23 protein-coding genes and 1 pseudogene are annotated in these 23921 nt (G+C 68.6%); 11 read left to right on the plus strand and 13 right to left on the minus strand.

All coding sequences use genetic code 11. From position 1 onward, the window contains the following. Window position 1 precedes the first annotated feature (1 nt). From ABJK26_RS06820 to ABJK26_RS06830, 3 genes and pseudogenes are all read right to left on the minus strand, one after another. Complete coding sequence (locus ABJK26_RS06820; protein WP_347241531.1) at window positions 2-280, minus strand: hypothetical protein; 279 nt, start codon at window positions 278-280, stop codon at window positions 2-4. 2 nt (window positions 281-282) lie between these two features. After that, window positions 283-456 (minus strand): annotated as a pseudogene (locus tag ABJK26_RS06825) (YbaK/EbsC family protein); the annotation flags it as partial. Between the two features lie 26 nt (window positions 457-482). Then, window positions 483-1598 carry a M20 family metallopeptidase gene (locus ABJK26_RS06830; protein ID WP_347241532.1) on the minus strand — a complete coding sequence of 372 codons (1116 nt, stop codon included), beginning with the start codon at window positions 1596-1598 and terminating at the stop codon, window positions 483-485. 182 nt (window positions 1599-1780) lie between these two features. Here ABJK26_RS06830 and ABJK26_RS06835 point away from each other — a divergent pair, with 182 nt between their 5' ends. Beyond that, on the plus strand, window positions 1781-3379 hold the full coding sequence (locus ABJK26_RS06835; RefSeq protein ID WP_347241533.1) for a 30S ribosomal protein S1: 1599 nt from the start codon (window positions 1781-1783) through the stop codon (window positions 3377-3379). Window positions 3380-3539: 160 nt separating this feature from the next. Here ABJK26_RS06835 and ABJK26_RS06840 read toward each other — a convergent pair whose 3' ends face one another. From ABJK26_RS06840 to thrS, 9 genes are all read right to left on the minus strand, one after another. Beyond that, on the minus strand, window positions 3540-4799 hold the full coding sequence (locus ABJK26_RS06840) for a cytochrome bc complex cytochrome b subunit (RefSeq protein WP_347241534.1): 1260 nt from the start codon (window positions 4797-4799) through the stop codon (window positions 3540-3542). Window positions 4800-4808: 9 nt separating this feature from the next. Further along, window positions 4809-5438 (minus strand): Rieske 2Fe-2S domain-containing protein, encoded by a 630-nt coding sequence (locus tag ABJK26_RS06845; RefSeq protein WP_347241535.1) that lies wholly within the window; start codon window positions 5436-5438, stop codon window positions 4809-4811. Window positions 5439-5448: 10 nt separating this feature from the next. After that, a complete protein-coding gene (locus tag ABJK26_RS06850; protein ID WP_347241536.1) occupies window positions 5449-5931 on the minus strand; it encodes a cytochrome C in 483 nt (160 codons plus the stop codon). Between the two features lie 9 nt (window positions 5932-5940). Further along, window positions 5941-6672: a c-type cytochrome gene (locus tag ABJK26_RS06855; RefSeq protein ID WP_347241537.1), complete on the minus strand. Its 732-nt coding sequence runs from the start codon at window positions 6670-6672 to the stop codon at window positions 5941-5943. A gap of 77 nt (window positions 6673-6749) precedes the next feature. Next, window positions 6750-7517, minus strand: a complete 768-nt coding sequence (locus ABJK26_RS06860) for a sugar phosphate isomerase/epimerase family protein (protein ID WP_347241538.1) — start codon at window positions 7515-7517, stop codon at window positions 6750-6752. A gap of 9 nt (window positions 7518-7526) precedes the next feature. Beyond that, window positions 7527-8723, minus strand: coding sequence for an ABC transporter substrate-binding protein (locus ABJK26_RS06865; protein ID WP_347241539.1), 1197 nt, complete (start codon window positions 8721-8723; stop codon window positions 7527-7529). A gap of 135 nt (window positions 8724-8858) precedes the next feature. Then, the gene (locus tag ABJK26_RS06870) at window positions 8859-10046 is read right to left on the minus strand and encodes an ABC transporter substrate-binding protein (RefSeq protein ID WP_347241540.1); all 1188 of its coding nucleotides are present in this window, start codon (window positions 10044-10046) and stop codon (window positions 8859-8861) included. 10 nt (window positions 10047-10056) lie between these two features. Further along, window positions 10057-10821 (minus strand): PaaX family transcriptional regulator C-terminal domain-containing protein, encoded by a 765-nt coding sequence (locus tag ABJK26_RS06875; protein ID WP_347241541.1) that lies wholly within the window; start codon window positions 10819-10821, stop codon window positions 10057-10059. After that, window positions 10821-12800, minus strand: a complete 1980-nt coding sequence (thrS, locus tag ABJK26_RS06880; RefSeq protein ID WP_347241542.1) for a threonine--tRNA ligase — start codon at window positions 12798-12800, stop codon at window positions 10821-10823. Before thrS ends, ABJK26_RS06875 begins: the two co-directional genes overlap by 1 nt. Before the next feature lie 355 nt (window positions 12801-13155). On the opposite strand from thrS, the gene ABJK26_RS06885 reads away from it, so the two are divergent. Continuing rightward, window positions 13156-13599, plus strand: coding sequence for a Fur family transcriptional regulator (locus tag ABJK26_RS06885; RefSeq protein WP_347241543.1), 444 nt, complete (start codon window positions 13156-13158; stop codon window positions 13597-13599). 51 nt (window positions 13600-13650) lie between these two features. On the opposite strand, the gene ABJK26_RS06890 is transcribed toward ABJK26_RS06885, so the two are convergent. Continuing rightward, complete coding sequence (locus ABJK26_RS06890; RefSeq protein ID WP_347241544.1) at window positions 13651-15042, minus strand: leucyl aminopeptidase; 1392 nt, start codon at window positions 15040-15042, stop codon at window positions 13651-13653. A gap of 40 nt (window positions 15043-15082) precedes the next feature. Between ABJK26_RS06890 and ABJK26_RS06895 the strand changes: the two genes are divergently transcribed. The 9 genes from ABJK26_RS06895 to ABJK26_RS06935 all read left to right on the plus strand — a co-directional run bounded on the left by ABJK26_RS06895 (window position 15083) and on the right by ABJK26_RS06935 (window position 23860). Beyond that, a complete protein-coding gene (locus tag ABJK26_RS06895) occupies window positions 15083-15964 on the plus strand; it encodes a DUF1385 domain-containing protein (protein WP_347241545.1) in 882 nt (293 codons plus the stop codon). After that, window positions 15961-17064: a tRNA 2-thiouridine(34) synthase MnmA gene (gene mnmA, locus ABJK26_RS06900; protein WP_347241546.1), complete on the plus strand. Its 1104-nt coding sequence runs from the start codon at window positions 15961-15963 to the stop codon at window positions 17062-17064. The genes ABJK26_RS06895 and mnmA overlap by 4 nt, the downstream gene beginning before the upstream one ends. Before the next feature lie 58 nt (window positions 17065-17122). Next, complete coding sequence (pstS, locus tag ABJK26_RS06905; protein WP_347241547.1) at window positions 17123-18178, plus strand: phosphate ABC transporter substrate-binding protein PstS; 1056 nt, start codon at window positions 17123-17125, stop codon at window positions 18176-18178. A 61-nt stretch (window positions 18179-18239) separates the two neighbouring features. Then, the gene (gene pstC / locus ABJK26_RS06910) at window positions 18240-19187 is read left to right on the plus strand and encodes a phosphate ABC transporter permease subunit PstC (RefSeq protein ID WP_347241548.1); all 948 of its coding nucleotides are present in this window, start codon (window positions 18240-18242) and stop codon (window positions 19185-19187) included. Next, a complete protein-coding gene (pstA, locus tag ABJK26_RS06915; RefSeq protein ID WP_347241549.1) occupies window positions 19184-20029 on the plus strand; it encodes a phosphate ABC transporter permease PstA in 846 nt (281 codons plus the stop codon). The genes pstC and pstA overlap by 4 nt, the downstream gene beginning before the upstream one ends. Before the next feature lie 27 nt (window positions 20030-20056). Further along, window positions 20057-20812: a phosphate ABC transporter ATP-binding protein PstB gene (gene pstB, locus ABJK26_RS06920; RefSeq protein ID WP_347241553.1), complete on the plus strand. Its 756-nt coding sequence runs from the start codon at window positions 20057-20059 to the stop codon at window positions 20810-20812. A 9-nt stretch (window positions 20813-20821) separates the two neighbouring features. Further along, window positions 20822-21994: an MFS transporter gene (locus ABJK26_RS06925; RefSeq protein ID WP_347241550.1), complete on the plus strand. Its 1173-nt coding sequence runs from the start codon at window positions 20822-20824 to the stop codon at window positions 21992-21994. Between the two features lie 67 nt (window positions 21995-22061). After that, a complete protein-coding gene (gene recF, locus ABJK26_RS06930; protein ID WP_347241551.1) occupies window positions 22062-23093 on the plus strand; it encodes a DNA replication and repair protein RecF in 1032 nt (343 codons plus the stop codon). Continuing rightward, window positions 23078-23860 carry a DUF721 domain-containing protein gene (locus ABJK26_RS06935; RefSeq protein ID WP_347241552.1) on the plus strand — a complete coding sequence of 261 codons (783 nt, stop codon included), beginning with the start codon at window positions 23078-23080 and terminating at the stop codon, window positions 23858-23860. Before recF ends, ABJK26_RS06935 begins: the two co-directional genes overlap by 16 nt. Window positions 23861-23921: the final 61 nt, after the last annotated feature.

Here is a 23921-nt window from a genome sequence, read left to right on the forward strand (position 1 = left end):
TTTACCCCGTCCACTCCCGAATAGGAAGAAGCTCTCCGCCCTCCACCGCCTTGCGCACCGGGCGGTAGCCCCGGTCAAACCAGATCTCCAAGACCGCCCGGTCCAGGCTCCTCGGGGCCACGATCTCCTTGCGCACGTAGTAGCCCTCTTCCGTGGGCGAGATCTCCATGCTTTTGGAGAGCCTGACCTCCACCACTTCCCCGCTTTTCGTGCGCACCCGGACCCGGAAGGCCCGGGGGCCCTCGGGCTTCACGTGGGGGTCTTTGCGGAAGAACCACACGGCTAGGCCTCCTTCAGGTCCGCCACCCGCGCCTGGGTGAGGGCGAAGAGGGCCCTCGGGGTGCCCCCGGCCGCGAAGACCCTGGGGCAGAGGAGGATGTCCTCGTCCGGGAAGGCGGCGTGGACCACGGGGGGCACCCCGCCGGTGGCGAAGCCGGCGAGGGCCCGGACCTCCTGCACCCTTTGGGCGGATGGGGAGGGGCTCATAGGGCGTAGAGGAGCTCGGCGAGGAGGGCGGCGCGGCGCGGGATCTCCGGCACCACCACGTACTCCGTCCGCTGGTGGGCGTCCCCGCCGAGAAGCCCAAGGCCGTCCAGGGTGGGCACCCCCAAGGCGGCGGTGAAGTTCCCGTCGGACCCCCCACCCACCTTGCCCGGGCGTAAGGCGAGGCCCAGCCTCTCCCCGATGACCCGCGCCTTTTCAAAGAGGGCCAGGCTTTCCGGGGTGGGCTCCATGGGGGGGCGGTTGAGGCCGCCCGAAAGCTCCAGCCTCGCCCCAGGGAGGACGGGCTTTAGGGCCCTTAGCCCCTCCTCCACCCGCCTGGCCTCCTCCAGGGTCCAGGCCCGGAGGTCTATCTCCACCTCGGCCTCCTCGGCCACCACGTTGGTGGCCGTGCCGCCCCGGATGCGGTTCGGCCCCAGGGTGGTGCCCTTCTCCCGGTCTTCCAGCGCCGCCACCTTCAAGATCTGGTGGGCGAGCTCCAGGATGGCGTTCACCCCCTTCTCCGGCTCCACCCCCTGGTGGGCGGCCTTGCCGATGGCCTTTAGGCGGTAGAGGCCCACCCCCTTCCGGGCCACCTTCAGGTCCCCTTCCCCCGTGGGGGGTTCCAGCACCAGGGCGGCCCGGGCCTTCCGGGCGGCGGCCTCAATGAGGGGGCGGCTTTCCGGGGAGCCCACCTCCTCGTCGGGGGTGAAGAGGACCTCCAGGGCAGGGAGCTTCCGCCCCGTGGCCTCGGCGTGGCGCAGGGCGTAGAGGAGGGCGACGATCCCCCCCTTCATGTCGTAGACCCCGGGGCCGATGGCCTTTTCCCTCTCCAGGCGGAAGGCCTCGGGGAAGCTCCCCTTGGGGTGGACGGTGTCGTAGTGGCAGAGGACGAGTACGGGGGTTCCTTCCCCTTCCCGCTTGAGGAAGAGGATAGGCCCCTTGGGGGTGTCCTTGCGGGAAAGCCTTCCCTCCAAAGGCCCGAAGGCCTCCTCCAGGAAGGCCGCGGCCTCCTTGAGGCCGGTAAGGTCTCCCGAGGGGGACTCCCGGCGCACGAAGGCCTCGAGGTCCTTGAGGAGGTCGGGAAGCCTCGCCTTCATCCATTCCAGGGTTTCCATGCCCCCATTATGCCCTGCCCCTTGGCAGGAAGCCCACCCCGTGGTATAAAGGAAGGGTATGCCCTTCGGGGCTCGTTCTCACGGAAGCGGGGAGTAAGGGTTCTCCCCCGCCTTTTCGTGTGGACGCGCGCGCAAAGCGCCCGCCTTCCCGAAGGAAGGCGCGTAAGGAGGAAAGAGGCGGCATGGAAGAAAAGGCGACCCAGACCCCAGAAAAGACCTTCAGCATGGAAGAGGCCCTTCAGGAGACCGAGGCCCGCCTGGAGAAGCGGGTGCGCCCCGGCCAAGTCCTGACGGGCACGGTGGTCTTGGTGGGTTCCGAAGGCGTGGCGGTGGACATCGGCGCGAAGACGGAAGGCATCATCCCCTTCAACCAGCTCACGGAGAAGGTCCTCCCCGAAGAGGAGCTTAAGACCCTCCTCAAGCCCGGGGACGCCGTCCGGGTCCAGGTGATCAAGGTGGACCCCGAGACGGGGCAGGTGCTCCTTTCCCGCAGGAAGGTGGAGGCCCAGGAGCGCTGGGACCGCATCCAAGCCCTTTACGAGAAGGGGGAACCGGTCGCCGTCACGGTGAAGGAGAAGGTCAAGGGGGGCGTGGTCGCCGACCTGGATGGGGTGGAGGCCTTCATTCCTGCCTCCCAGCTGGACCTGAGGCGCACCCCCAACCTGGACGCCTACGTGGGCCAGCAGATCCTGGCCAAGATCATTGAGTTCAACCGCAAGAAGGGGCGGGTGCTCCTCTCCCGCCGGGCCCTCCTGGAGGAGGAGCAGAAGAAGGCCAAGGAGGCTTTCTTGCAGAGCCTCTCGCCCGGCCAGGTGGTGGAGGGCACCGTGGCCGACGTCACCGATTTCGGGGCCTTCGTCAACCTTGGCCCCGTGGACGGCCTGGTCCACCGCTCGGAGATCACCTGGGGCCGTTTCCAGCACCCCAGGGAGGTCCTCCAGAAGGGGCAAAAGGTGCGGGCCCAGGTCCTTTCCGTGGACCCGGCCAAGGAGCGGGTCAACCTCTCCATCAAGGCCCTCATCCCCGATCCCTGGACCACGGTGGCGGAGAAGTACCCCGTGGGCACCCGGGTGCGGGGCAAGGTGGTGGGGCTCACCCCCTTCGGGGCCTTCGTGGAGGTGGAGCCGGGCCTCGAGGGCCTCATCCACATCTCCGAGCTCTCCTGGACCAAGCGCCCCAAGCACCCCTCCGAGGTGGTGAAGGAGGGGGACGAGGTGGAGGCCGTGGTCCTTCGGCTGGACCCTACCGAGCGCCGCCTCTCCTTAGGCCTCAAGCAGACCCAGCCCGACCCCTGGCAACAGCTCACGGAGAAGTACCCTCCCGGCACCGTGGTCAAGGGGCGGGTCACCGGGGTCACGGACTTCGGGGTCTTCGTGGAGGTGGAGCCAGGGATGGAAGGCCTGGTCCACGTTTCCGAGCTGGACCACATCCGGATTGAGAACCCCGCCGCCCTCTTCAAGAAAGGGGACGAGATGGAGGTGGTGGTCCTCCACATCGACCCCGTGGAGCAGCGCATCTCCCTCTCCCGCAAGCGCCTCCTTCCCCCGCCCCCGCCCAGGGTGGAGGAGGAGCGTCCGCGCCGGGCCAAGGGCAAGGAGGCCCGGGGCAAGCGCAAGACCACGGGCCGCCGCGAGGAGCGCCGGGAGTACGAGTACGGGGCCGTGGCCGAGTACAACCTCTACGACGCCTCCGCCGTGCCCACCGCCACCGCCAGCGTGAAGCTCGGCGACCTCTACGGCGACCTCCTGGCGAGCCTGGGGCTGGAAGAGGAAAAGAAGTAGCCCGTCCCTTAAACTCAAGCCCCCGCCTCTGGCGGGGGCTTTCTTCGCGCGCAGGTGGCTAAGGGCCCGCGCGTTAGCTTTGCAACATGGGATGCCCGAGCTGGAGCTGTGGGAAAACCCTTTTGGGGTCCCCACCGCGGCTTTTGCCGCGGTGGGGTACTTAGAACGCCCTCTCTTCCCTCTTTCCGTAGAAGATGCGCATCAGGGTGTAGGAGAGGAAGAAGGTGAGGAGGGGCCCCCCCAGGACCAGGGTCCAGAGCACGGCGTTGCTCCCCAGGAGAAGGCCCTGCTGCTGGAAGTCGATCTTGTACCCGGCGAGGCTCGCCATCAGGAAGAAGACCAGAAGGGCCAGGATGGCGCTGGTGCGCACCGGGCGTTCCGAGGGCAGTTCCATGTAGCGCATCTTGTCCTTACGGGTATCCACGAAGGGCAAAAGCAGGCCCACCAGCCCCAGAACCCCGGTCACCAGCACGCCGCCGATGAACTCCGGGCCGATGGTGGCCCCGAAGAGGCGGAACTCCCAGCTGGAGGGGATGATCTGCAGGATGCCGTAGATCCAGAGGAAGTACCAGTCGGGCTTCACCGCCGGGGTGTTGGGGGTAGGCGGGCCGAAGGCCTCCACGGGGTGGGCGAGGAAGGCCCCGGCGATCATGGTCATGAGGCCCACGTAGAGGGCGAAGAGGATGACCATCATCACCCCCTGCTGGGGGTAGAGGGGCACGCCCAGGATCTTCCCCGGGGCCACCCTCTGGGCGTAGGGGGGCTGGGTGTGCTTCTGCTTCACCATGATCACGAGGTGCAGCCCGATGAGGGCCATGAGGAGGAGGGGAAGCCAAAGGACGTGGAGGCTATAGAGCCTAGGGATGGACTTTTCCGACCCCGGGAACTCCCCCCCGAACATCACCTCCGCCAGGGCGGTCCCGATCCAGGGGATGGAGTGGGCGATGCCGTAGCCGATGCGGGTGGCGGTCACAGCGTAGTTGTCGTAGGGAAGGGCGTAGCCGGTGAAGGCGGTGACCACGGCGAGGCCCAGAAGCCCAAGCCCCACCAGGTAGTTGAGCTCCCGGGGCTTCTTGTAGGCCCCGGTGAGGAGGATCCGGAGCATGTGGAGGAAGGCCGCGGCGATCATCACGTGGGCCGACCAGTGGTGGAGGCTCCGGATCACGGCGCCAAAGGGGAGGCTGTCTATGTAAAGGACGCTCCCGTAGGCGGCGGGCACCGTGCGCCCGTCGGGGAGTTTGACCTCGCGGATGGAGGGCTCGTAGTTTAGGGTGAGGAAGACCCCGGTAAGGACCAGGACCACGAAGGCGAAGAGGGTGATCTCCCCCAGGAAGAAGGAGTGGTGCACGGGAAAGGCCTTGCGGAGCACCTTTTGGTAGAGCCCCGTGAGGTCCAGGCGTTCGTCAAGCCACTTGTACATGCTTCCCTCCTAGACCCGGCGGCAGAAGCCGGCCTCGGCCTTGACCCCCACCTCGCCCAGGAACTCCCCCGCCGCCACCAGGACCCCTTCCTCCACCTTTAGGGGAAGCTGGGGCACGGGGCGGGGCGGGGGGCCGGCGGTGACCCGGGCCCCGTGGGCCAGGTCGTAGACCCCGCCATGGCAGGGGCAGAGGGCGGCCTTTTGATCGGCCACCCACTGGCTGACGATGCACCCCAGGTGGGTGCAGACCGCCGAGTAGGCCACCACGCCCTCCACGGCGTGCTGGGCCACCTCGGGGGCGAGCTCCCCGGGGGCGTAGCGGGCCACCAAAACGGTGTTCTTGGCCTCCCCGCTCTTCACCACCTTGGTCTTGGGATCCATGGGGTAAGCCAGGACGAAGGGGTCTCCCGGCTTCAGCTCTTCCAGCCGGATGGGCTTGGGTTCCCCTCCGCCCTGGGCGTAGACCAGGATGTCCCCAGGCTTTAAGGGCTCCTTCTCCGGGGTCACCTCCTGCTTGGGGCGGAGGCTCGCCCCCACGTAGAAGGCGGAGACCAGGGAGAGGCCGATGCCGGTGCCGATGGCCGTCTTGAGGAAAAGCCTCCTTCGGGACTGCCTTAAGCGGATCTCGCGCTCGTCCATGCTTTACCTCCTACCAGGGGAACTCGCTCTTCTCCTCCTCGGTGATGACCTCGTCCCGGCCGAAGAACTTTTTGTAGATGCCGAAGAGGGCCGCCACCACCAGGCTGATGGACCCGAAGACGAGGCCCTGGAGCCAGGTGGGGTTGTGCCCGGTCTGGGCGGAGTAGAGGAGGAGGCGCACGAAGAAGCCGGAGAGGGCGGTGAGGAGGAGGACCAGGATCACCCCCGCGGCCACGGGGGCGGTGGCGGGGGTGGGGAAGTGGCGGCCCGGGCGGAGCTCCAGGCCCTCCAGCCAGTAGGAAACCAGGCCCATGAGTCCGTAGAGAAGCAGGACCGCCCCGAAGGCCATGAGCCCGATCTGGCCCACGGAAAGCTCCTCGGGGGTGTGGCCCAGAAGGCGGGCGATGTGGCGGCCGTCCAGGTAGGAGGCGTAGAAGAGGCCGATCGCCAGGATAAGGGCGAAGGTGGGTAGGATGGGGTCGTTGCGGTACATCCTCCCTCCTTACTCCACGGGGCCGAAGCTGTTGCCGAAGCTGTTGCGGATGTAGGTGGCCACCGCCTTGAGCTCCTCCTCGCTGAAGCCCGCTCCCACGGCGGGCATGGCCCCGCGGCCGTTCTTTACGATGTTAAGGATCATCTGGGCGTCCTTCAGGTTGGGGCTGCCCGCCAGGGCGGGGAAGGCGGGGGGCATGCCCTGGCCGTTCGCCTGGTGGCAGGCGGCGCAGTTCGCCTCGTAGATGGCCTTGCCCTTTTCCATGAGGGCGGGGTCCACCCCCGCGGGCGCCGCCGCTTCCTGGCCGCTCCCGTGGGCCTGGGCCTCTTGGGCGGGTGGGGCTACCTGCTCCACGATTTTTTCGGCGGCCGGAGAGAGGGCGAAGTAGCTCCAGATGCCGCCGAGGACCACCACCGCGGCCACGGCGTACCAGAGGGGATTGAAGCGGGGAAGCTCCACGGGGAGCTCGGGCTCGCCCACGGCCAGGCGGAGCTCCACCTCCCCCGCCACCTCGCCGCCCTCGTCCACGCCGAGGACCAGGACGTCGGGGTAGTTGTTGACGGTGAAGGGGATCTCCCGTATCTCCTGGCCGCCCCCGCGGAAGTGGGTAACCACCCTCAGGGTGTGCTCCCCGTCGGGGAGCTTTCGGGTGTCCAGCCTGAGCCGGTAAGGGGGCTCCTTGAGCACCGCCAGGGGCTCCTGGGCCCCATCCAGGTACACCTCAATCCGGTCTACGACCATTCTGCCTCCCTATGTGAAGAGGGGTACAAAACCCCACACCACCACTATAAGGATAGCCCACAAGGACAGATGTCCCCTCAGGAGGTGAGGAGGGTTTGCAGACGGCGAACGCTTCCCCGGACGCCTTCCTCCCTCCCGCTCACCTCCAGGGCCGCCGTCCCGGAAAAGCCCTTCAGGAGGGGGGCGAGCCTCTCCCAGGGAACGCTTCCCGCCCCCACGGGGAGGTGGTCGTCCCGCCGCCCGTGGTTGTCGTGGAGGTGGAGGTGAAGAAGCCTCTCCCGAAGGGCCTCCCAGTAGAGGAGAGGCCCCTTGGGCCCAAGCTCCACCAGGGCGTGGCCCACGTCCAGGCAGAAGCCGAGCCCGGGGAAGCGGGAGAGGAGGGCCTTAAGCTCCTCCGGGCCCCGGAGGAGGTCGGCCTCCTCCAGGGCCAGGTTCTCCAGGGCCACGGGGAAGGGGGAGGAGGCGAGGAGGGAGAGGGTTTCCTCCAGGGCCTCCCGGGCCAGGGCGAGGGCCAGGGGGTGGCGGAGGGGGACCTGCCCGGTGTGGAGGACCCCCACCCTCGCCCCCAGGGCCTCCCCGAACTCCAGGGCCCGGAGGAGGCGCTCCTGGGAGAGCTTGCGGACGCTCGGGATGAGGCTTGCCGGGTTCAGCTCCACGAAGGGGAGGTGGAGGGTGAAGCCCACCCCCAGGGCCTCCCCCGTGGCCCGGAGGTCCTTGGGGCCCGGCAGGGGCAGGGCCTCGTGGAGGTCGTAGGCCACCTCGAGGTCCAGCCCGAGCTCCGCCGCCAGGCGGAAGGCCTCCTCGTAGCCCAGCTCGGCGTTGAAGGGGCTATAGCCCAGGCGCATGCCCTAAGCTTAGCGCACGGCCTCGGCCTTGCGCTGGGCCTCCTCCAGGGCCCTCTCCGGGGGCAGGCCCCCCTTCAGGCTCTTCTCCAGGGCCTCGGCGAGGAGGCCCGCCCAGGTGGAGAACTGGGGGAGGCGGGGCCGCTCCTGGGCGTAGGCCACCTGCTCAAAGGCCACCTCGCGGAAGGGGTTCTCCCGGTAGAAGCCCTCGAGGAGGGGGAGGGCCGACTTGCGCACCGGCACGTAGTAGCTCGCCTCCACCCAGCGGGCCACGTTCCTGGGCTCCATGAGGTACTTCCAGAACTCCACCGCCCCCCGGACCTGGGCCTCGGAGGCCCCCTTCAGCACCACGAGCTGGGCCCCGCCCAGGGGCACCTTCCCCCCGGGCTCCCGGGGCACGGGGGCCACCCCCAGGCTGAAGGCGAAGGAGAAGTTCTCGGCGGCGGGCCAGTTGGCGATGGAGGCCATGGCCATCATGCCCTTGGTGCGCACGAAGTCCAGCTGGGCGAAGGTGGCCTCGGCCAGGCTCCGCACCGAGAGGGCCCCGGCCCGGTTCAGGCGGTGGAGCATCTCCAGGGCCTCCAGGGCTTCCCTGGAGGTGAAGTTGGGCTTGTCCCCCTTTACCAGGTTTCCCCCCCGGCTCGTCACCATGGCCTCAAAGAGCCAGGCCTGGGGGTCGGTGACGAAGATGAAGCCCTTGGCCTGGCGGGAGGTGAGGGCCCTGGCGGCCTCCTCAAACTCCTTCCAGTTTCTTGGGGCCTTGAGCCCCTTGGCCCGGAAGGCGTCCAGGTTGTAGAAGAGGACCGGGGTGGAGGTGTTGAAGGGGAGGCCGTAGCGCTTCCCCTCCACCACGCCGTAGTTCCAGGCGGGCTCAAAGAGGTCCTCGGCGAACCCCCGGTCCAGGCCCAGGTAGGGGTCCAGGGCCACCGCCCTGCCCTCCGCCACCAGGCGGGGGAAGAAGGAGATCTCCGCCTGGAAGAGCACCGGCCCCCCTCCCGCGCGCAGGGCGGCCACCAGCTTGGTCTCGGCGTCCCGGTAGTCCCCGGCGTACTGGGGGAGGAGGCGGTACTGGGCCTGCCGGGCGTTGAACTCCTGGGCGAACTGGGAGATAAGCCGCCCCGCCGGCCCGTCCATGGCGTGCCAGAAGGGGACCTCCGTCTGGGCCAGGGCGGGAAGGAGAAGGAAAACCAAGGGCCAGGGCCTTGCCATGCGGGGATTCTACCACCCCTAAGGTCAGGGCTCGGTCATGGGCCCTCAGGTCTTACGCCCCTTTGGGGTCCGGCCCAAGCGGGGGCGGGGAAGAGGTTTCCTGGGTCCCAGGGGGCAGGCCGGCGCGGGGCGGTATCAGCGCCCCTCCGCCGCCAGGGCCTTCCTTTGGGCCTCCTCGAGGGCCCGCCTAGGGGGCACCCCTTGCTTCAGGCTTTTCTCCAGGGCCTCCTCCAGGTAGCCGTACCAGACCACCATCTCCGGGTCCTGGCTCCAGGGGCGGGCCACCTCGGCCTGGGCGAAAACTTGGGCCCTTTCCGGGTCCTTGAGGAAGTCAGAAAGCTCCCTCTCCGCCTCCTTGCGCAAGGGGAGGTACCAGGTGGTGCGCACCCAGTCCGCCTGGCGCTTGGGCTCCAGGAAGTGGAGCCAGAAGGCCACCGCCCCCCGGGCCTCCTCGGGGCTTGCCCCCTTGAGCACGGCGAGGACCGCCCCGGAAAGGGGCACCGCCCCCCCTTGGGCCCGGGGCAGGGGGGCGGCCCCCACGGCGAAGGGCAGGGAGGTCTGGGCCAGGACCACGGGGAGGGCGGTGGTGGGGGCGAGGCCCATGAAGGCCTTGGTGCGCAGGAAGTCGGCCACGGCGAAGGAGGTCTCCGCCAGGTTCCGGGCCTGGGCGTGGCCCTTCTGCACCATGCGGTAGAGCATCTCCAAGGCCTCCACCGCCTCCTTGGAGGTGAAGTTGGGCAGACCCTCCCTCACCAAGCTTCCCCCCAGGCTCATCACGATGGCGTTGAAGCTCCAGATGTCGGTGGAGACCACCATTCCCTTGGCGGTGCGCCCCGAAAGCCTGGCCGCCACCTCCTCCACCTCGGGCCAGGTCCTGGGGGGCCTTAGGCCCTTGGCCCGGAAGGCGTCCTTGTTGTAGTAGAGGGCGGGCACGGAAAGCCCCAGGGGAAGGCCATAGGTCTTCCCCTTCACCTGGGCCGCCTTTAGGGCCTCGGGGTGGAGGTCCTTGGGAAGGCCCTGGAGGTAGGGGTCCAAGGGAAGGACCGCCCCCTCCTGGGCGAGGCGGGCGAGGAAGGAGAGTTCCCCCTGGAAAAGGGCCGGGGCCCCACCCGAGCGCAGGGCGGCGAGGAGCTTCACCCCGGCCTCGCGGTAGTCCCCCGCGTAGCGGGGCTCCACGCGGTAGGCCTTTTGGCTCTCGTTGAAGCTCTGGACCGCCTCCAGGAGCACCCGGTCCCCCGGGGGGCCCGCCGTGTGCCAGAAGGGGAGGACCACCTGGGCCTTTGCCGCTCCCCAAAGGGCGAGGGCGAGGAGGAAAGGTCTCATCCCTCTGAGCCTACCAGGGGGCGGGTGAAAAGTCTGAAAGGGGAAGCCCTAGGTTCTTGAGGAAGGGAAGCGCCCTCCGGTAGAGGGCCTTTCGGGCCTCGAGGAAGCCCTCCCGGGGAAAGCCCTGGGCCCCGAACTCCGGGGGCAGGAGGGGGTCCAGGAAGAGCACCTTGCGCATCTCGTGCACCAGCCGGGTGAGGGCCCGGAAGGCCTCCTCCGGCCCCTCGGGCACCTCAAAGAGAAAGAGGGCCCGGTAGTGGGCCAGGGCCCGCTCCAGGGGGAAGGCCCTCAGCACCTCCTCCTTGGGGCCGAGGTGGGCGGCCCGGAAGAGGGTGGCCTCGAGGCCATAAAAGCCGAGGAGCTCCCGGGTGGCCTCGAGGTCCGCCCGCACCCCCAGGTAGACCCCGCTCTGGAGGCTCCCGTAGCCCAAAAGGGCCATCTCCCGGCGGAAGCGCTCCCTCTCTCCCCGCGCCTTCGGCCCCTCGGGCAGGACCAGGAGAAAGCTCCCGTCCCAAGGGGGCAGGGGCCCGTAGAGGCGGCGGCGCACCTGGCGCACCTGCCAGTAGACCCGGTCGGAGAGGGCGTAGTAGGCGACCCGGCCCTCCCTTTGGGGCACCACCCAGCCCCTTTTGGCGCTCCGGGAAAGGGCCGCCCGCACCGCCATCTCCGAGAACCCCAGGGCCTCCATCATGGCCACCAGGGTCCCCACCAGGGCCTTGCGGTCCGGGTAGATGTATTCCAGGAAGATGGTGAAGAGGGTAGACCTCGCCCTCATCAGAAGGGGGATTCCAAAAGCCTCTCGCGGTACTCCTTGAGGGCCCCTTCCAGGAAGGCGGCGAGGGGCATGGTCCCCAGGTTCCCCCGGTGGCGCCTGCGCACGCTCACCGTCCCCTCGGCCTTCTCCTTCTCCCCCACCACCAGGATATAGGGCACCTTCCTGAGCTCGGCGTCCCGGATCCGGGCCTGCATCCTCTCGGGCCTGGTGTCGGCCTCGGCCCTGAGGCCCGCCGCCTTGAGCCTTCCCGCCACCAGGAGGGCGTAGTCCTCCTGCTTCTCGGAGACGGGGACCACCACCGCCTGCACCGGGGCAAGCCAAAGGGGGAAGTCCCCGGCGAAGTGCTCAATGAGGATCCCGATGAAGCGCTCCAGGGAGCCGAAGGGGGCCCGGTGGAGCATCACCGGGCGGTGCTCCTCCCCGTCCCTCCCCACATAGGTTAGGCCGAAGCGCTCGGGGAGGTTGTAGTCCACCTGGATGGTGCCGAGCTGCCACTCCCTTCCCAGGGCGTCCTTCACCACGAAGTCCAGCTTGGGGCCGTAGAAGGCGGCGTCCCCCGGCTCCACGGTGTACTTTAGCCCGGCCTCGGCCGCAGCCTCCTCAATCTGCCGCTCCGCCAGGGCCCACTTGGCCTCCTCCCCCACGTACTTGTCGCTTTTCGGGTCCCGCACCCCGATCCGGGCCCGGTAGTCCTTAAGGCCTAAGGTGGCGAAGACCTTGAGCACCAGGTCCAAGACCCCAAGAAACTCCCCCTTCACCTCCTCGGGGGTGCAGAAGATGTGGGCGTCGTCCTGGGTGAAGCCCCTTACCCGCGTGAGGCCCAAAAGCTCCCCCGCCTTCTCGTAGCGGTAGACCGTGCCGAACTCGGCGAGCCTCAGGGGTAGCTCCCGGTAGGAGCGCTTGCGGTAGGCGTAGATCCTTATGTGGTGGGGGCAGTTCATGGGCTTGAGGAGGTACTCCTCCTCTTCGCCCCGCTCCTGGAAGCTTATGGGGGGGAACTGGCTTTCGGCGTAGTAGGGGTAGTGGCCGCTCGTCTTGTAGAGCTCCAGGCTGCCGATATGGGGCGTGGTCACGAGCTGGTAGCCCCGCCTCACCTGCTCCTCGCGCATGAAGGCCATGAGCTCTTCCCGGATGGCGTTCCCCTTGGGAAGCCAGAGCACGAGCCCCTTCCCCACCACGGGGTCTATGAGGAAGAGCTCAAGCTCCCTCCCAAGCCGCCGGTGGTCCCGCCTCTTGGCCTCCTCCAGCTGCCAGAGGTATTCTTTAAGCTCCTCGGCGGTGCGGAAGGCCACCCCGTAGACCCTTTGCAGCATGGGCCGCCGCTCGTCCCCCCTAAAGTAGGCCCCGGCCACGTGGGTGAGCTTGAAGTGGGGGGGGATGCGCCCGGTGGAGGGGACGTGGGGCCCGCGGCAGAGGTCGGTGAAGCCCTCCTCCCCCTCCCCCTGCTGGTAGAAGCTGATCTCCTCCCCCTCGGGGATCTCCAGGATGAGCTCGGTCTTGTAGGGGTCCTTCCCCCGGTAGCGGGCCAAGGCCTCCTCCCGGGGGAGGACGAAGCGCTTTAGGGGGAGGTCCCGCCTCAGGATCTCCCGCATCCTTTCCTCAATGGCCGGGAGGTCCTCCTCCGAGAGGGGCTCGGGGGCGTCTATGTCGTAGTAGAAGCCCTTCTCAATGACGGGCCCCACCCCGAGCCTCACGCTTTCCGGGTCGTAGCCTTTCTCCCGGAAGTGCTCCTTCACCGCCTGGGCCAGGACGTGGGCCAGGGTGTGGCGGAAAAGGCGCTGGAACTCGGGGTCCTTCTCCGTGAGGAGGCGCACCCTGGCCCCCTCGGGAAGGGGCCTTAGGAGGTCGTAGAGCTCCCCGTCCACCAGGGCCCCCACCGCCCGCCTCTCCCAGCTTTCGCCCAGGGCCTTGGCCACGTCCCGGGCGGTGGCCCCTTGGGGGAGGTCCAGGGGCTTGCCGTCCGGCAGGTACACGGTCATGCCCTCCACTATACCCCGTTCATGCCCCGTTCACGCCCCCCGTGCAAACCTGACCGATATGCGACTCCTGGAGTATTGGGCTGAGGCCAAGGGGCCTCCCCCGGCCTCCCCTTGAACCCAACCCTACCTTGAAGGCAAGGGCGCTGGGCCGGGATCCTCTTCTCCCTTTTCCTCGCCGGGTACGGCGGCAACCTGAGCGCCTGCTGGACCTGCTTCGGAGGCGGCACCGGGCAGGCCGCCCTCGAGCCCACGTGGACCGAGGAGGCGAAGGGGTTCTCCTGGTCCGGGTGGTGCCCCAACGGTGTTGCGTTTGCACAACGGGGGTGTATACTGGAATGGAAAGGAAGGAGGAGCCATGCCAAGGACCAAGGAGAAGGAAAACTACCGGGCGCGGCTAAAGGCGGTGGGCCTACGGCACACCCTCCCGCGGGAGCGTATCCTGAGCTTCCTGGACCGCAAAAACGTCCACCCCACCCCGGAGGAGCTCTACCAGGGCCTGAAGAAGCGGGGCTACGACATCGGCCTCTCCACCGTCTACCTCAACCTCCACGTCCTCAGGGAGCACGGGCTCATCTACGAGTTCAAGGACCCCAAGGGCTACACCCGCTACGACGGCTACACCGAGCCCCACGTGCACCTGGTCTGCACCTCCTGCGGCAAGGTGGAGGACCTGCTCCTCAAGAACCTCCCCGAGCTGGACCTCACCCCCGCCATGCAGGCGGCGGCGGAGCGGACGGGGTGGGCCTTGGAGGGCTTCCGGCTGGAGTTCCGGGGGAAGTGCCCGAACTGCCAGGCCTGAGGGCCGGGGCTTAGGGGCCCGGGGGGCGCCCCCCGGGCCCGCTTTCCTTACCTACCCCGCCAGGGCCTCCGCCACCTTTAGGGCGGTGCGCACGCCGAAGCCCGTCCCCCCCTCGGGGCCCAGGGCGTGGGCCTTCCTGGCGAAGGCGGGGCCGGCGATGTCCAGGTGGACCAGGGGCACCCGCACGAACTCCGCGAGGAAGAGGGCGGCGGTGATGGCCCCGCCGTTCCGGTCCCCCACGTTCTTGAGGTCGGCCACGGGGCTTTTGAGCTTTTCCCGGTAGGCCTCCTCCAGGGGCATGGGCCAGACCTTCTCCCCCGCCCCTTGCGCCGCCTCCCGCACCTTCTCCCCCCAGGAAGGCTCGGTGGCGAAGAGGGCCGCCACCTCCTCCCCCAGGGCCACCACGGCGGCTCCCGTGAGGGTGGAAAGCTCCAGGATGCGCTCCGCCCCCTCCCTTTCGGCGTAGGCCAGGGCGTCCGCCAGGGTGAGGCGCCCCTCGGCGTCGGTGTTCATCACCTCCACGGTCTTTCCGGAAAGGGTCTTGAGCACGTCCCCCACCCGGTAGGCCCGCCCGGAGACCAGGTTCTCGCAGGCGGCGATGTAGCCCCTGAGCTCCACGGGAAGGCCCAAAAGGGCCGCGGCCTTGAAGGCCCCGAGCACCGCCGCCGCCCCCGCCATGTCGCCCTTCATGGTGGCCATGCCCTCCGTGGGCTTCAGGGAGTAGCCGCCGGAGTCAAAGGTGAGGCCCTTCCCCACCAGGTCCAGCCGGGCCCTGGCCCCTTCTGGGGCGTAGCGGAGGCGGATGAAGCGGGGCGGGTTCTCCGAGCCCTGGGCCACGGCGAGGAAGGCCCCCATGCCGAGCTCGGCGATGGCCTTCTCGTCCAGCACCTCCACCTCCACGCCAAAAGCCCTAAGCTCCAGGGCCCGCTCCGCCAGGACCTCGGGGGTGAGGAGGTTCGGGGGCTCGTTCACCAGGTCCCGGGCCAGGTAGACCCCTTCCGCCACCCTCCTCGCCCGCTCCAAAAGGGCCTCGGAAACGCCCGGAAGGAGGAGGGTGAGGGCCTTTTCCTCCCTTTTCGTCTTGAGCCGGTCAAAGCGGTAGGCCCCGAGGAAAAGGCCCTCGGCCAGGGCGTAGGCGTCCTCCAAAGGCTCCACCAGGGCCTCGGGGAAGGCGAGCTTGAGGAGAGCCTGGGCGAGCCTCCCCCCGCTTTCCCGGTCGTCCTCGCCCCGCCCGAAGAGGAGGACGGGGCCTTCCTCCGTGTAGAGGAGAAGGCTCTCTCCCGCCTTAAGCCCCGCCCCCTCCAGGGCCCGGCGCAAGAGCCCCGCCAGGCGGGCGTCCAGGGCCTCCCCCTGGGGGAGGAGGGCGCCTTCCTTGACCCAGACCACCTTGAGGGGGGCCCGGCCCTCGGCCAGGCCCGTGGAAACGGCACGCAGGGTGATCACGTCCAAGGTTTTACCACAGGAGCGTGGCAGAATAGGAGGGATGCGGTGGCTTCTTTTGGCGAAGCAGGCGGCCCTCGGGGGGGCGGCGGCCCTCGAGGGGGTGATGATGAAGGCCCCCTGGGCCTGGGCCCTGGCGGTACGCCTGCCGAACGGGCAGATCCACGTGGAGCGCCACGAGGAAAGGGCCCTCACCGAGCGCTACCCCTGGGCGAGGCTTCCCCTCCTCCGGGGGGTGGTGGCCCTCTTTGACGCCCTTTCCGTGAGCTACCGGGCCCTGGCCCGGAGCGCCGAGCTCGCCGGGGGCGAGGAGGTTCCCAAGGGAGCCCTTTGGGGAACGGTGGCGGTGAGCCTCCTTCTGGGCCTTGCCCTTTTCATCGTCTTCCCCGGCTTCCTCTCGGGGCTTCTCTTGGACCCCGCCCGCCACCCCCTCCTCTACAACCTCCTCGCCGGGCTCATCAAGGTGGGGATTTTGGTGGGCTACCTCCTCTTCATCCGGCGCATGCCGGAGATCCGGCGCTTCTTCATGTACCACGGGGCGGAGCACAAGGCCATCCACGCCTACGAGAAGGGGCTCCCCCTCACCGTGGAAAACGTCCTGGCCCAGCCCCGCTTCCACCCCCGGTGCGGCACCACCTTCATCGCCTTCGTCATCGTGGTCTCGGTCCTGGTCTACAGCCTCATCCCTGCCCCCCAGGTCCTCTGGTGGCGGCTTCTCGCCCGCGTCCTCTTCCTCCCCCTGGTGGCGGCCCTGGCCTTTGAGCTCCTCTACTTCTCCGCGAGGCACCAGGATCCCCTCTCTAGGCTCCTCAGGGAGCTCGGCTTCCGCTTCCAGGCCCTCACCGTGGCCGAGCCCACCCCGGAGATGGTGGAGGTGGCCATAAGGAGCACCGAGGCGGCCCTGGGGGAGCGGGTGGTGGCATGAGGCGGGTTCTCGTGGCCATGTCCGGGGGGGTGGACTCCTCCGTGGCCGCCCTCCTCCTCAAGGAGGCGGGCTACGAGGTGGTGGGGGCCATGATGCGCTTCTGGCCCGACCTGCCGCCCCCGAGCCTGGAGGGGGGCGGGCCCCGCGCCTGGGAGCGGTGCTGCACCCCGGACGCCGCCTACGAGGCGAGGCGGGTGGCCGACCTCCTCGGCATCCCCTTCTACCTCCTGGACTACCGGGAAGCCTTTGAGGAGGAGATCATCCGGCCCTTCCTAAGGGAATATGCGCAAGGCCGCACCCCCAACCCCTGCGCCCGGTGCAACACCTTCGTCAAGTTCGGGGCCCTCCTAAAGCAGGCCCGGAGGCTCGGCCTGGACTACGTGGCCACGGGCCACTACGTGCGGAAGGAGGGGGAGGCCCTTCTTCGGGGCCTTGACCCAAGGAAGGACCAGAGCTACTTCCTCTGGGGCACCCCCAAGGAGGCCCTGCCCCACCTCCTCTTCCCCGTGGGGGGGCTCACCAAGCCCGAGGTGCGGGCCCTCGCCGAAAAGGCGGGCCTCCCCACGGCCAGAAAGCCCGAAAGCCAGAACCTCTGCTTCGTGGCCGGGGACCTCAAGGGCTTCCTCAAGGAGCGCCTGAAGACCAGGCCCGGCCCTCTCGTGGACGCCCTCACGGGGGAGGTGGTGGGAGAGCACGAGGGGGCAAGCCTCTACACCATCGGCCAGCGCAAGGGGCTCGGGCTCTACAAGACCCACCTGGAGCGGTACGTGGTGGGCGCGGACCCCGAAAGGAACGTGGTCTACGTGGGCCCCAAGGAGGCCTGCTACTGGGAGGGCCTGGAAGGGGAAGGGGTGAACCTCCTCGCCGAGCTCCCCGAGGAGGTGGAGGTCCAGGTGCGCTACCGCACGCCCCCCGTGAGGGCCAAGGTGGAGTCCTTAAGCCCCTTGCGCCTCCGCTTTGCCCACCCCGTCTTCGCCGTGACCCCGGGGCAGAGCGCCGTCTTCTACCGGGGGGAGAGGCTCCTTGGGGGGGCGGTGATCCGCAAGGGGCTTTACAACCTGGCGGGCCTCGAGGCCCCCCGGGAGCTGACCTTCTCCTGACAAAGCTGGGTGAAAGTGTGGGTGGGAGGTTAGCGGTATGCGAGGGAAAGCGGCTTTGTTGACCTTGGTAGCCTTGGCAGGCCTGGGCTTGGCCCAGGGGACCATCACCCTGGTGGGGGCGGGGGCCACCTTCCCCTACCCCCTCATCGCCAAGTACGCCGACGAGTACATGCGGCTCACTGGGGGCAAGGTGCGCGTCAACTACCAGTCCATCGGCTCCGGAGGCGGGATCCGCCAGTTCCTGGAGCAGACCGTCCACTTCGGCGCCTCCGACGCCCCCCTGGACGACCCGCGCATGAAGGAGGTCAAGGAGCGCTTTAAGACCAACGCCCTAAACATCGGCTACGCCCTGGGAGCGGTGGTTCCCGCCTACAACCTGCCGGGGCTCAAAGAGCCCCTGCGCTTCAGCGGCCCTGTCCTGGCCGACATCTACCTGGGCAAGGTCAAGACCTGGAACGACCCCGCCCTGCAGGAGCTGAACCCCGGCGTGAAGCTTCCCCCCCTTCCCATCACCGTGGTCCACCGCTCCGACGGCTCCGGGACCACCTACGTTTGGACGGACTACCTCTCCAAGGTGAGCCCTGAGTGGGCCCAGAAGGTGGGCCGGGGCACCAGCGTGGAGTGGCCCGTGGGCGTGGGCGGCAAGGGCAACGAAGGCGTGGCCGGGGTGGTGAAGCAGACCCCCGGGGCCATCGGCTACGTGGAGGTCACCTACGCCAAGCAGAACAACCTGGCCTACGGAGCGGTGCGAAACAAGGCGGGCCGCTTCGTCCTGGCAGACCTCCCCTCCATTAAGGCGGCGGCCAACGTGCCCCTTCCCGGGGACATGCGGGTCTCGCGCACCGATACCGCCGCCCCCGAAGGCTACCCCATCGCCAGCTTCACCTACCTCCTCCTCTACGAGAACCTCTCGGTGAACAAGGCGGTGAAGTCCGAGGCCGAGGCCCGGGCCTTGGTGGAGTTCGTTAAATGGGTCCTCACCGAGGGACAAAAGCACAACGAGCCCCTCACCTACGGGGCCCTTTCCCCGGTGGCCCAGCAGCGGGCCCTCGCCCTCCTCTCGCGGGTCACCTACGAGGGCAAGCCCATCGGCAAGGAGATCACGGGGCGGTAAGGACCCCTTCCACGAGGGTGGCCTTTTCCGGGGCCACCCCTTATCTTGTAGAGGGGTTACCATGAAGCGGCTCTACACCCACTTCGGCGACCGGCTCTTCGCCTTTTTACTCCTGCTCCTCGCCTTGGGCGTGGTGGCCCTCGCCCTCCTCATGGCCTACGAGCTCTACCGGGGGGGGAGCCTGGCCCTAGAGCGCTTCGGGCTTTTGGGCTTCGCCTTAGGCCGGGAGTGGGACCCGGTGGTGCAAAAGGCTTTCGGGGCCTGGCCCTACATCCTCGGCACCCTCATCGTGAGCCTTTCCGCCCTCTTCCTCTCTTTCTTCCCCGCCCTGGCAGCGGCCATCTTCGCCGCCGAGTACGCCCCGAGGTGGCTCGCCCAAATCATCAACTTCCTTCTGGACCTGATGGCCGCCGTGCCTAGCGTGGTGTACGGGCTTTGGGGCATCTTCGTCCTGGCCCCTTGGCTTAGGGACAAGCTCCAGCTTCCCTTCTACCTGTGGGCGGCGGAGCACGCCCCAGGTCTCCTTCCCCTTCTCGGGGTGCCCACGGGCTACGGCCTCATGACCGCCATCCTGATCCTGGCCTCCATGATCGTGCCCTTCACGGCGGCCCTGGCCCGGGACGCCATCGCCCTCGTGCCCAAGGAACACCGGGAGGCCGCCTACGCCCTGGGAGCCACCCGCTGGGAGGTGATGCGCCTCGCCATCCTGCCCCTGGCCCGGGGAGGGATCCTCGCCGGGGCCTTCCTGGCCCTGGCCCGGGCCGTGGGGGAGACCATGGCGGTGACCATGGTGATCGGCAACTCCCACAAGCTCCCCTACACCCTCTTCGGCGGGGCGGCCACCATGCCCAGCGTGATCGCCAACGAGTTCACCGAGGCGGTGGAGGACCTCCACCTCTCCGCCCTGATCGCCGTGGGCTTCCTCCTCTTCCTGGTGTCCATGCTGGTCAATGCGACCGCCGCCTACATCCTCAGGCGTCAGGAGCGCCTGGTCAAGGGAGCACTATGACCGCCAAGGATCTGGCCCTAAGGCAGCGGTACAGGGTAGAACGCCTCATGATGGCCCTGGTGGCCCTGGGAACCTTTCTCGCCTTCCTCGTCCTCTTCCTGGTCCTCGCCTATGCCTTCTTCCAAGGGGTGGGCGCCCTCAACCTGGACTTCTTCCTCAAGGACATGCGTCCCCCCGGGGAAACGGGAGGAGGCCTGAGGCAGGCCATTGTGGGCACCCTGATCGTGGACGGCCTGGGCCTCCTCATCGCCTTACCTTTTGGGCTCGCGGCGGGGATCCTCCTCGCCGAGTACCCGGACCACCCGGTGAACCCTTACCTCCGCCTCCTCTCGGACACCCTAAACGGGATGCCCGCCATCCTCTTCGGCCTTTTGGCCTTTATCCTCGTGGTGAAGCCCATGGGGGGGTTCTCCGGCCTCTCCGGGGCCTTCGCCCTGGGCTTCCTCATGATCCCCATCCTGGCCCGGAGCACCGAAGGGGTGCTCTCCCTGGTGCCCAAGGAGGTCCGGGAGGCCGGGCTCGCCCTGGGGCTTCCCCGCTGGCGGGTCATCCTCTCCCTGGTCCTGCCCACGGCCCGGGCCGGGCTCGTCACCGGGGTGCTCTTGGCCTTCGCCCGGGCAGCGGGGGAGGCCGCCCCCCTCCTCTTCACCGCCTTCGGCAGCCCCCTTTTGGAGCTTAACCCCTTGAAACCTATGGACACGCTGCCCTTGCGCCTTTTCGTCTTCGCCATAAGCCCCTACGAGGACTGGCACCGCCAGGCCTGGGCCGCGGGGCTTGTCCTCTTTGGCTTCATTACCCTGACCAGTCTCCTCGCCCGCTGGGCCTCGAGGCGGAGGTTCTAGATGGTCAAGGAAGCCCTGGACGTTCACATGGAGTCGCGGAAGCTCGTGGTCCGCTACGGCAACCGGATCGGCGTGGGGGTGGGGGGAGGCGTGAGCCTGCCCCTCTACCGCCACAAGATCACCGCCCTCATCGGCCCCTCGGGGTGCGGCAAGACTACCTTCCTGAGGGCGCTGAACCGCATGCACGACCTCACCCCCACCGCCCGGGTGGAGGGGGAGGTCCTCCTGGACGGGGAGAACATCTACGCTCCCGGGGTAGACCCGGTCCTGGTGCGCCGCCGGGTGGGGATGGTCTTCCAGAAGCCCACCGCCTTCCCCACCCTGTCCATCTACGATAACGTGGCCGCGGGGCTCAAGCTCGTGGGCATCCGCGACCGCCGACGGCTGGACGAAGCCGTGGAGCGGGCCCTAAAGGCGGCCGCCCTCTGGGAGGAGGTCAAGGACCGCCTTAGGGCCCCGGCGAGCGGGCTTTCCGGGGGCCAGCAGCAGCGCCTCACCATCGCCCGGGCCCTGGCGGTGGAGCCGGAAGTCCTCCTCATGGACGAACCTACCGCCAGCCTGGACCCCATCTCCACCCAGGCCATAGAAGACCTCCTGCTGACGTTAAAGGACCAGGTTACCATCGTCATCGTCACCCACAACATGCAGCAGGCGGCCCGGGTCTCGGACTACACCGCCTTCTTCCTCAACGGGGAGATGGTGGAGTTCGGCCCCACGGAAACCCTCTTCACCACACCCCAAGACCCCCGGACCGAGGCCTACATCACCGGTCGCTTCGGCTAAAATCGGCCCATGTCGCCCCTCGCCCTCCTCTTCCTCACCCTCTTCAACAGCGTCCTGGGCCTTTCCATCCTCTTCCCCATCCTGGGGCCCTTGGGCAGGGAGCTTGGCCTCAGCGAGGTCCAGGTGGGCCTCTTCTCCACGGGCTACGCCCTCATGCAGTTCCTCCTCTCCCCCTACTGGGGCAGGCGGAGCGAAAGGGGAAGGAAACCCGTGCTCCTCGTGGGGATTCTGGGCTTCGCCGCGAGCTTTCTCCTCTTCGGCCTCTTCGCCCTCCTTGGGCAAAAGGGGGTCCTGCCCCCGGGCCCCCTCTTCCCCCTCCTCCTCCTCTCCCGGCTTCTCGGGGGGGCCTTCAGCTCCGCCACCCTGCCCACGGCCCAGGCCTACGTGGCGGACGTCACGGGGCGGGAAAACCGCACCGCGGGCATGGCCCTCCTGGGGGCGGCCTTTGGCCTCGCGGTGATCCTGGGGCCCGCCTTGGGGGCGGGGCTCGCCTCCCTCTTCGGCCTCCTGGCCCCGGTCTTCTTCTCTTCGGGCATCGCCCTTCTGAACGCCCTCTTCGTCTACCTGGTCCTCCCCGAGTCCAGGCCGGAAGGCAGAGAGGAGGTGGAGCGGCTTTCCCCCTTTGACCCGAGGGTCTTTCCCCTCCTCCTCCTGGGCTTCGCCTTCAACCTCTCCGGCGTGGCCCTGGAGCAGACCATCGCCTTTTACTTCCAAGACCGCCTGGGGCTAACCGGGGTGGAGACCGCCCGGAGCGTGGGCACGGCCCTCGTCCTCTACGGCCTGGTGGCGGTCTTCCTCCAGGGCTTCCTGGTGCGCAAGGCGGGATGGCCCCCCAGGACCCTCCTCCTCCTGGGCCTGCCCGTGGGCCTCCTGGGCTTTTTGGTGCTGGTCTTCGCCAAGAGCTTTCCCGCCCTGACCCTGGGGCTCGCCCTCCAGGGGGCGGGGGCGGCCCTGGCGGGGCCCGGGGTGACGGCGGGGCTCTCCCTGGCGGTGGGGGAAGGGGAGCAGGGGCTGGTGGCGGGGCTCAACAGCGCCGCCCAGGCCTTGGGAAGGATGCTCGGGCCCATCGTAGGCACGGGGCTCTACCGCCTGGCCCCCGAGGGGCCGTACCTCCTTGGGGTCTCCCTCCTCCTCCTCGCCCTCCTCTTCCTCCCCGCCCTCTTCCGCCGGGTGAGGCTCTAATGGGCTTTCGCCAGGGCGGGGGTGGTCTAGACGTCCCCTGTTGCGCAACCAAAGGGTGATCCTTGGCATGCGGCTTCTCCTCTTTCGGCAGCGGAACTTCCGCAACCTGGCCCTGGAAGTCTTCCGCCCCCCCCCGGGGCTCTTCGCCGTGGTGGGGGGGAACGGCCAGGGGAAGACCAACCTCCTCTGGGCCTGGCACCTCCTCCTGGGGGGGGAGGCGCCGGGAGCCCTGGGGGACCTGGTGCGCTTTGGGGAACGGGAAGCCTGGCTCTTCGCCGAAGCGGAGACCGAGCTCGGCCTTTACCAGGTGGAGCAGCGTCTGGGCCCGGAAGGAAGGGAGGTGCGCCTCAACGGGAAGCCCGTCGGCCTAAGGACGTTATGGGAACTTCCCGGCTCGGTGCTGGTCCTCCCGGAAGACGTGGAGATCGTTCTGGGACCGAAGGAGGTGAGGCGGGCCTTTCTGGATCGGCTTCTTTCCCGCTTCTCCCGGCGCTACGCCGCCCTCCTTTCCGCCTACGAGAAGGTCCTGCGCCAAAGGAACGCCCTCTTGAAGATGGGGGGAAACGGGCTAGGGGTTTGGGACCAGGAGCTCGCCCGCTACGGGGAGGAGATACAGGCCCTGAGAAGGCGTTTTCTCCGGCGCTTCCTGCCCATCTTCCAGGAGGTGCACCGGGCCCTGGCGCCCGGGGAGGCGGGCCTCCGCCTCGAGGAAAGCGTCCAGGGGAGCCTTCTGGAAGCCCTTAAAGCCAAGCGGGAAGAAGAGCTCCTCCGGGGGCAGACCCTGGTGGGGCCCCACCGGGACGACCTGGTGGTTCTCCTCCGGGGCCACCCCGCCCACCGGTTCGCCAGCCGGGGGGAGGCCAAGGCCCTGGCCCTGGCCCTGCGCCTGGCCGAGCACCGCCTCCTCGCCGAGCATCACGGGGAGCCTCCCCTCCTCCTTTTGGACGAGTGGAGCGAGGAGCTGGACGAACCCCGGCGCCAGGCGGTCCTGCGTTACGCCAAGGACCTGCCCCAGGCGGTCTTCACCGGCCTCCAAGCGCCCGAAGGGGTGGTGGTATGCTCCATGCAAGGAGGAGTGGTCCTGTGCCCTGGCGGCTAAAGGAGTTGATTCCCGAAGCCCTAAAGCGAGCCGGCGGCAAGGAGCGGTTCAAGCGGGGCATGGTTCTCGCCGCCTGGCGGGAGGTGGTGGGGCCGGGCTTGGCCGGGGTCACCGAGGCCCTGGCCCTGGAGGAGGGCACCCTTTGGGTGCGGGTCCCCGATCCCGTGGTGGCCCACCAGCTCACCTACCACCGCCTCCTTCTCCTCCGCCGCTACGAGGAGCGCTTTCCGGGGATGGTGAAGGAGATCCGCTTCCAGGTGGGAAGGCCGGAGGCCCCGGAGGACTCCCCCAAGCCCCAAGACCCTGGCCCCGCCGAAGGGGTAAAGCTCGCCCAAAGCCGCAAGGCCCTGGCCTTGGCAGAGCAAGCCCCTCCTGAGCTTCGGGACAAGGTGGCCCGGGCGGCTTTGGCCCTTTTTCGGCGACAAAAGGGCACTCCCTGCCCCATCTGCCAGACCCCCAGCGAAACCCACCCCTGCCCCACCTGCCGGCGCCTCCTGCAAGCGCCCGCCGTGCGCAAGGAGGCCGAGCGCCTCTACCGGGGAAAGCCCCCGCGCCTACAGGGGGAGGCTTTCCTGGTGGCCCGGCACCTGGCCCGGGAAAAGCTCCTTCAGGCCATGCGGGAACTCTACCCCGAGGCGTTGAGGGAGGAAGGCCTAAGGCCCCTCCTGGCCGATCTGGCCCGGCGCTTCCGGGCCCTCTTTCCCGAGGAAGCCCTTCCTGTGGGGGTCCAAAGCCTTTTGGAAAAGGAAAACCTCCCACCCCCTTAGGGAGTGGGAGCAAATGGTGGGCGGCAGAGGACTTGAACCTCTGGCCTCTCGCTTGTAAGGC

It is taken from the genome of Thermus sp. (assembly GCF_039793865.1).
Classification (GTDB): Bacteria; Deinococcota; Deinococci; order Deinococcales; family Thermaceae; genus Thermus.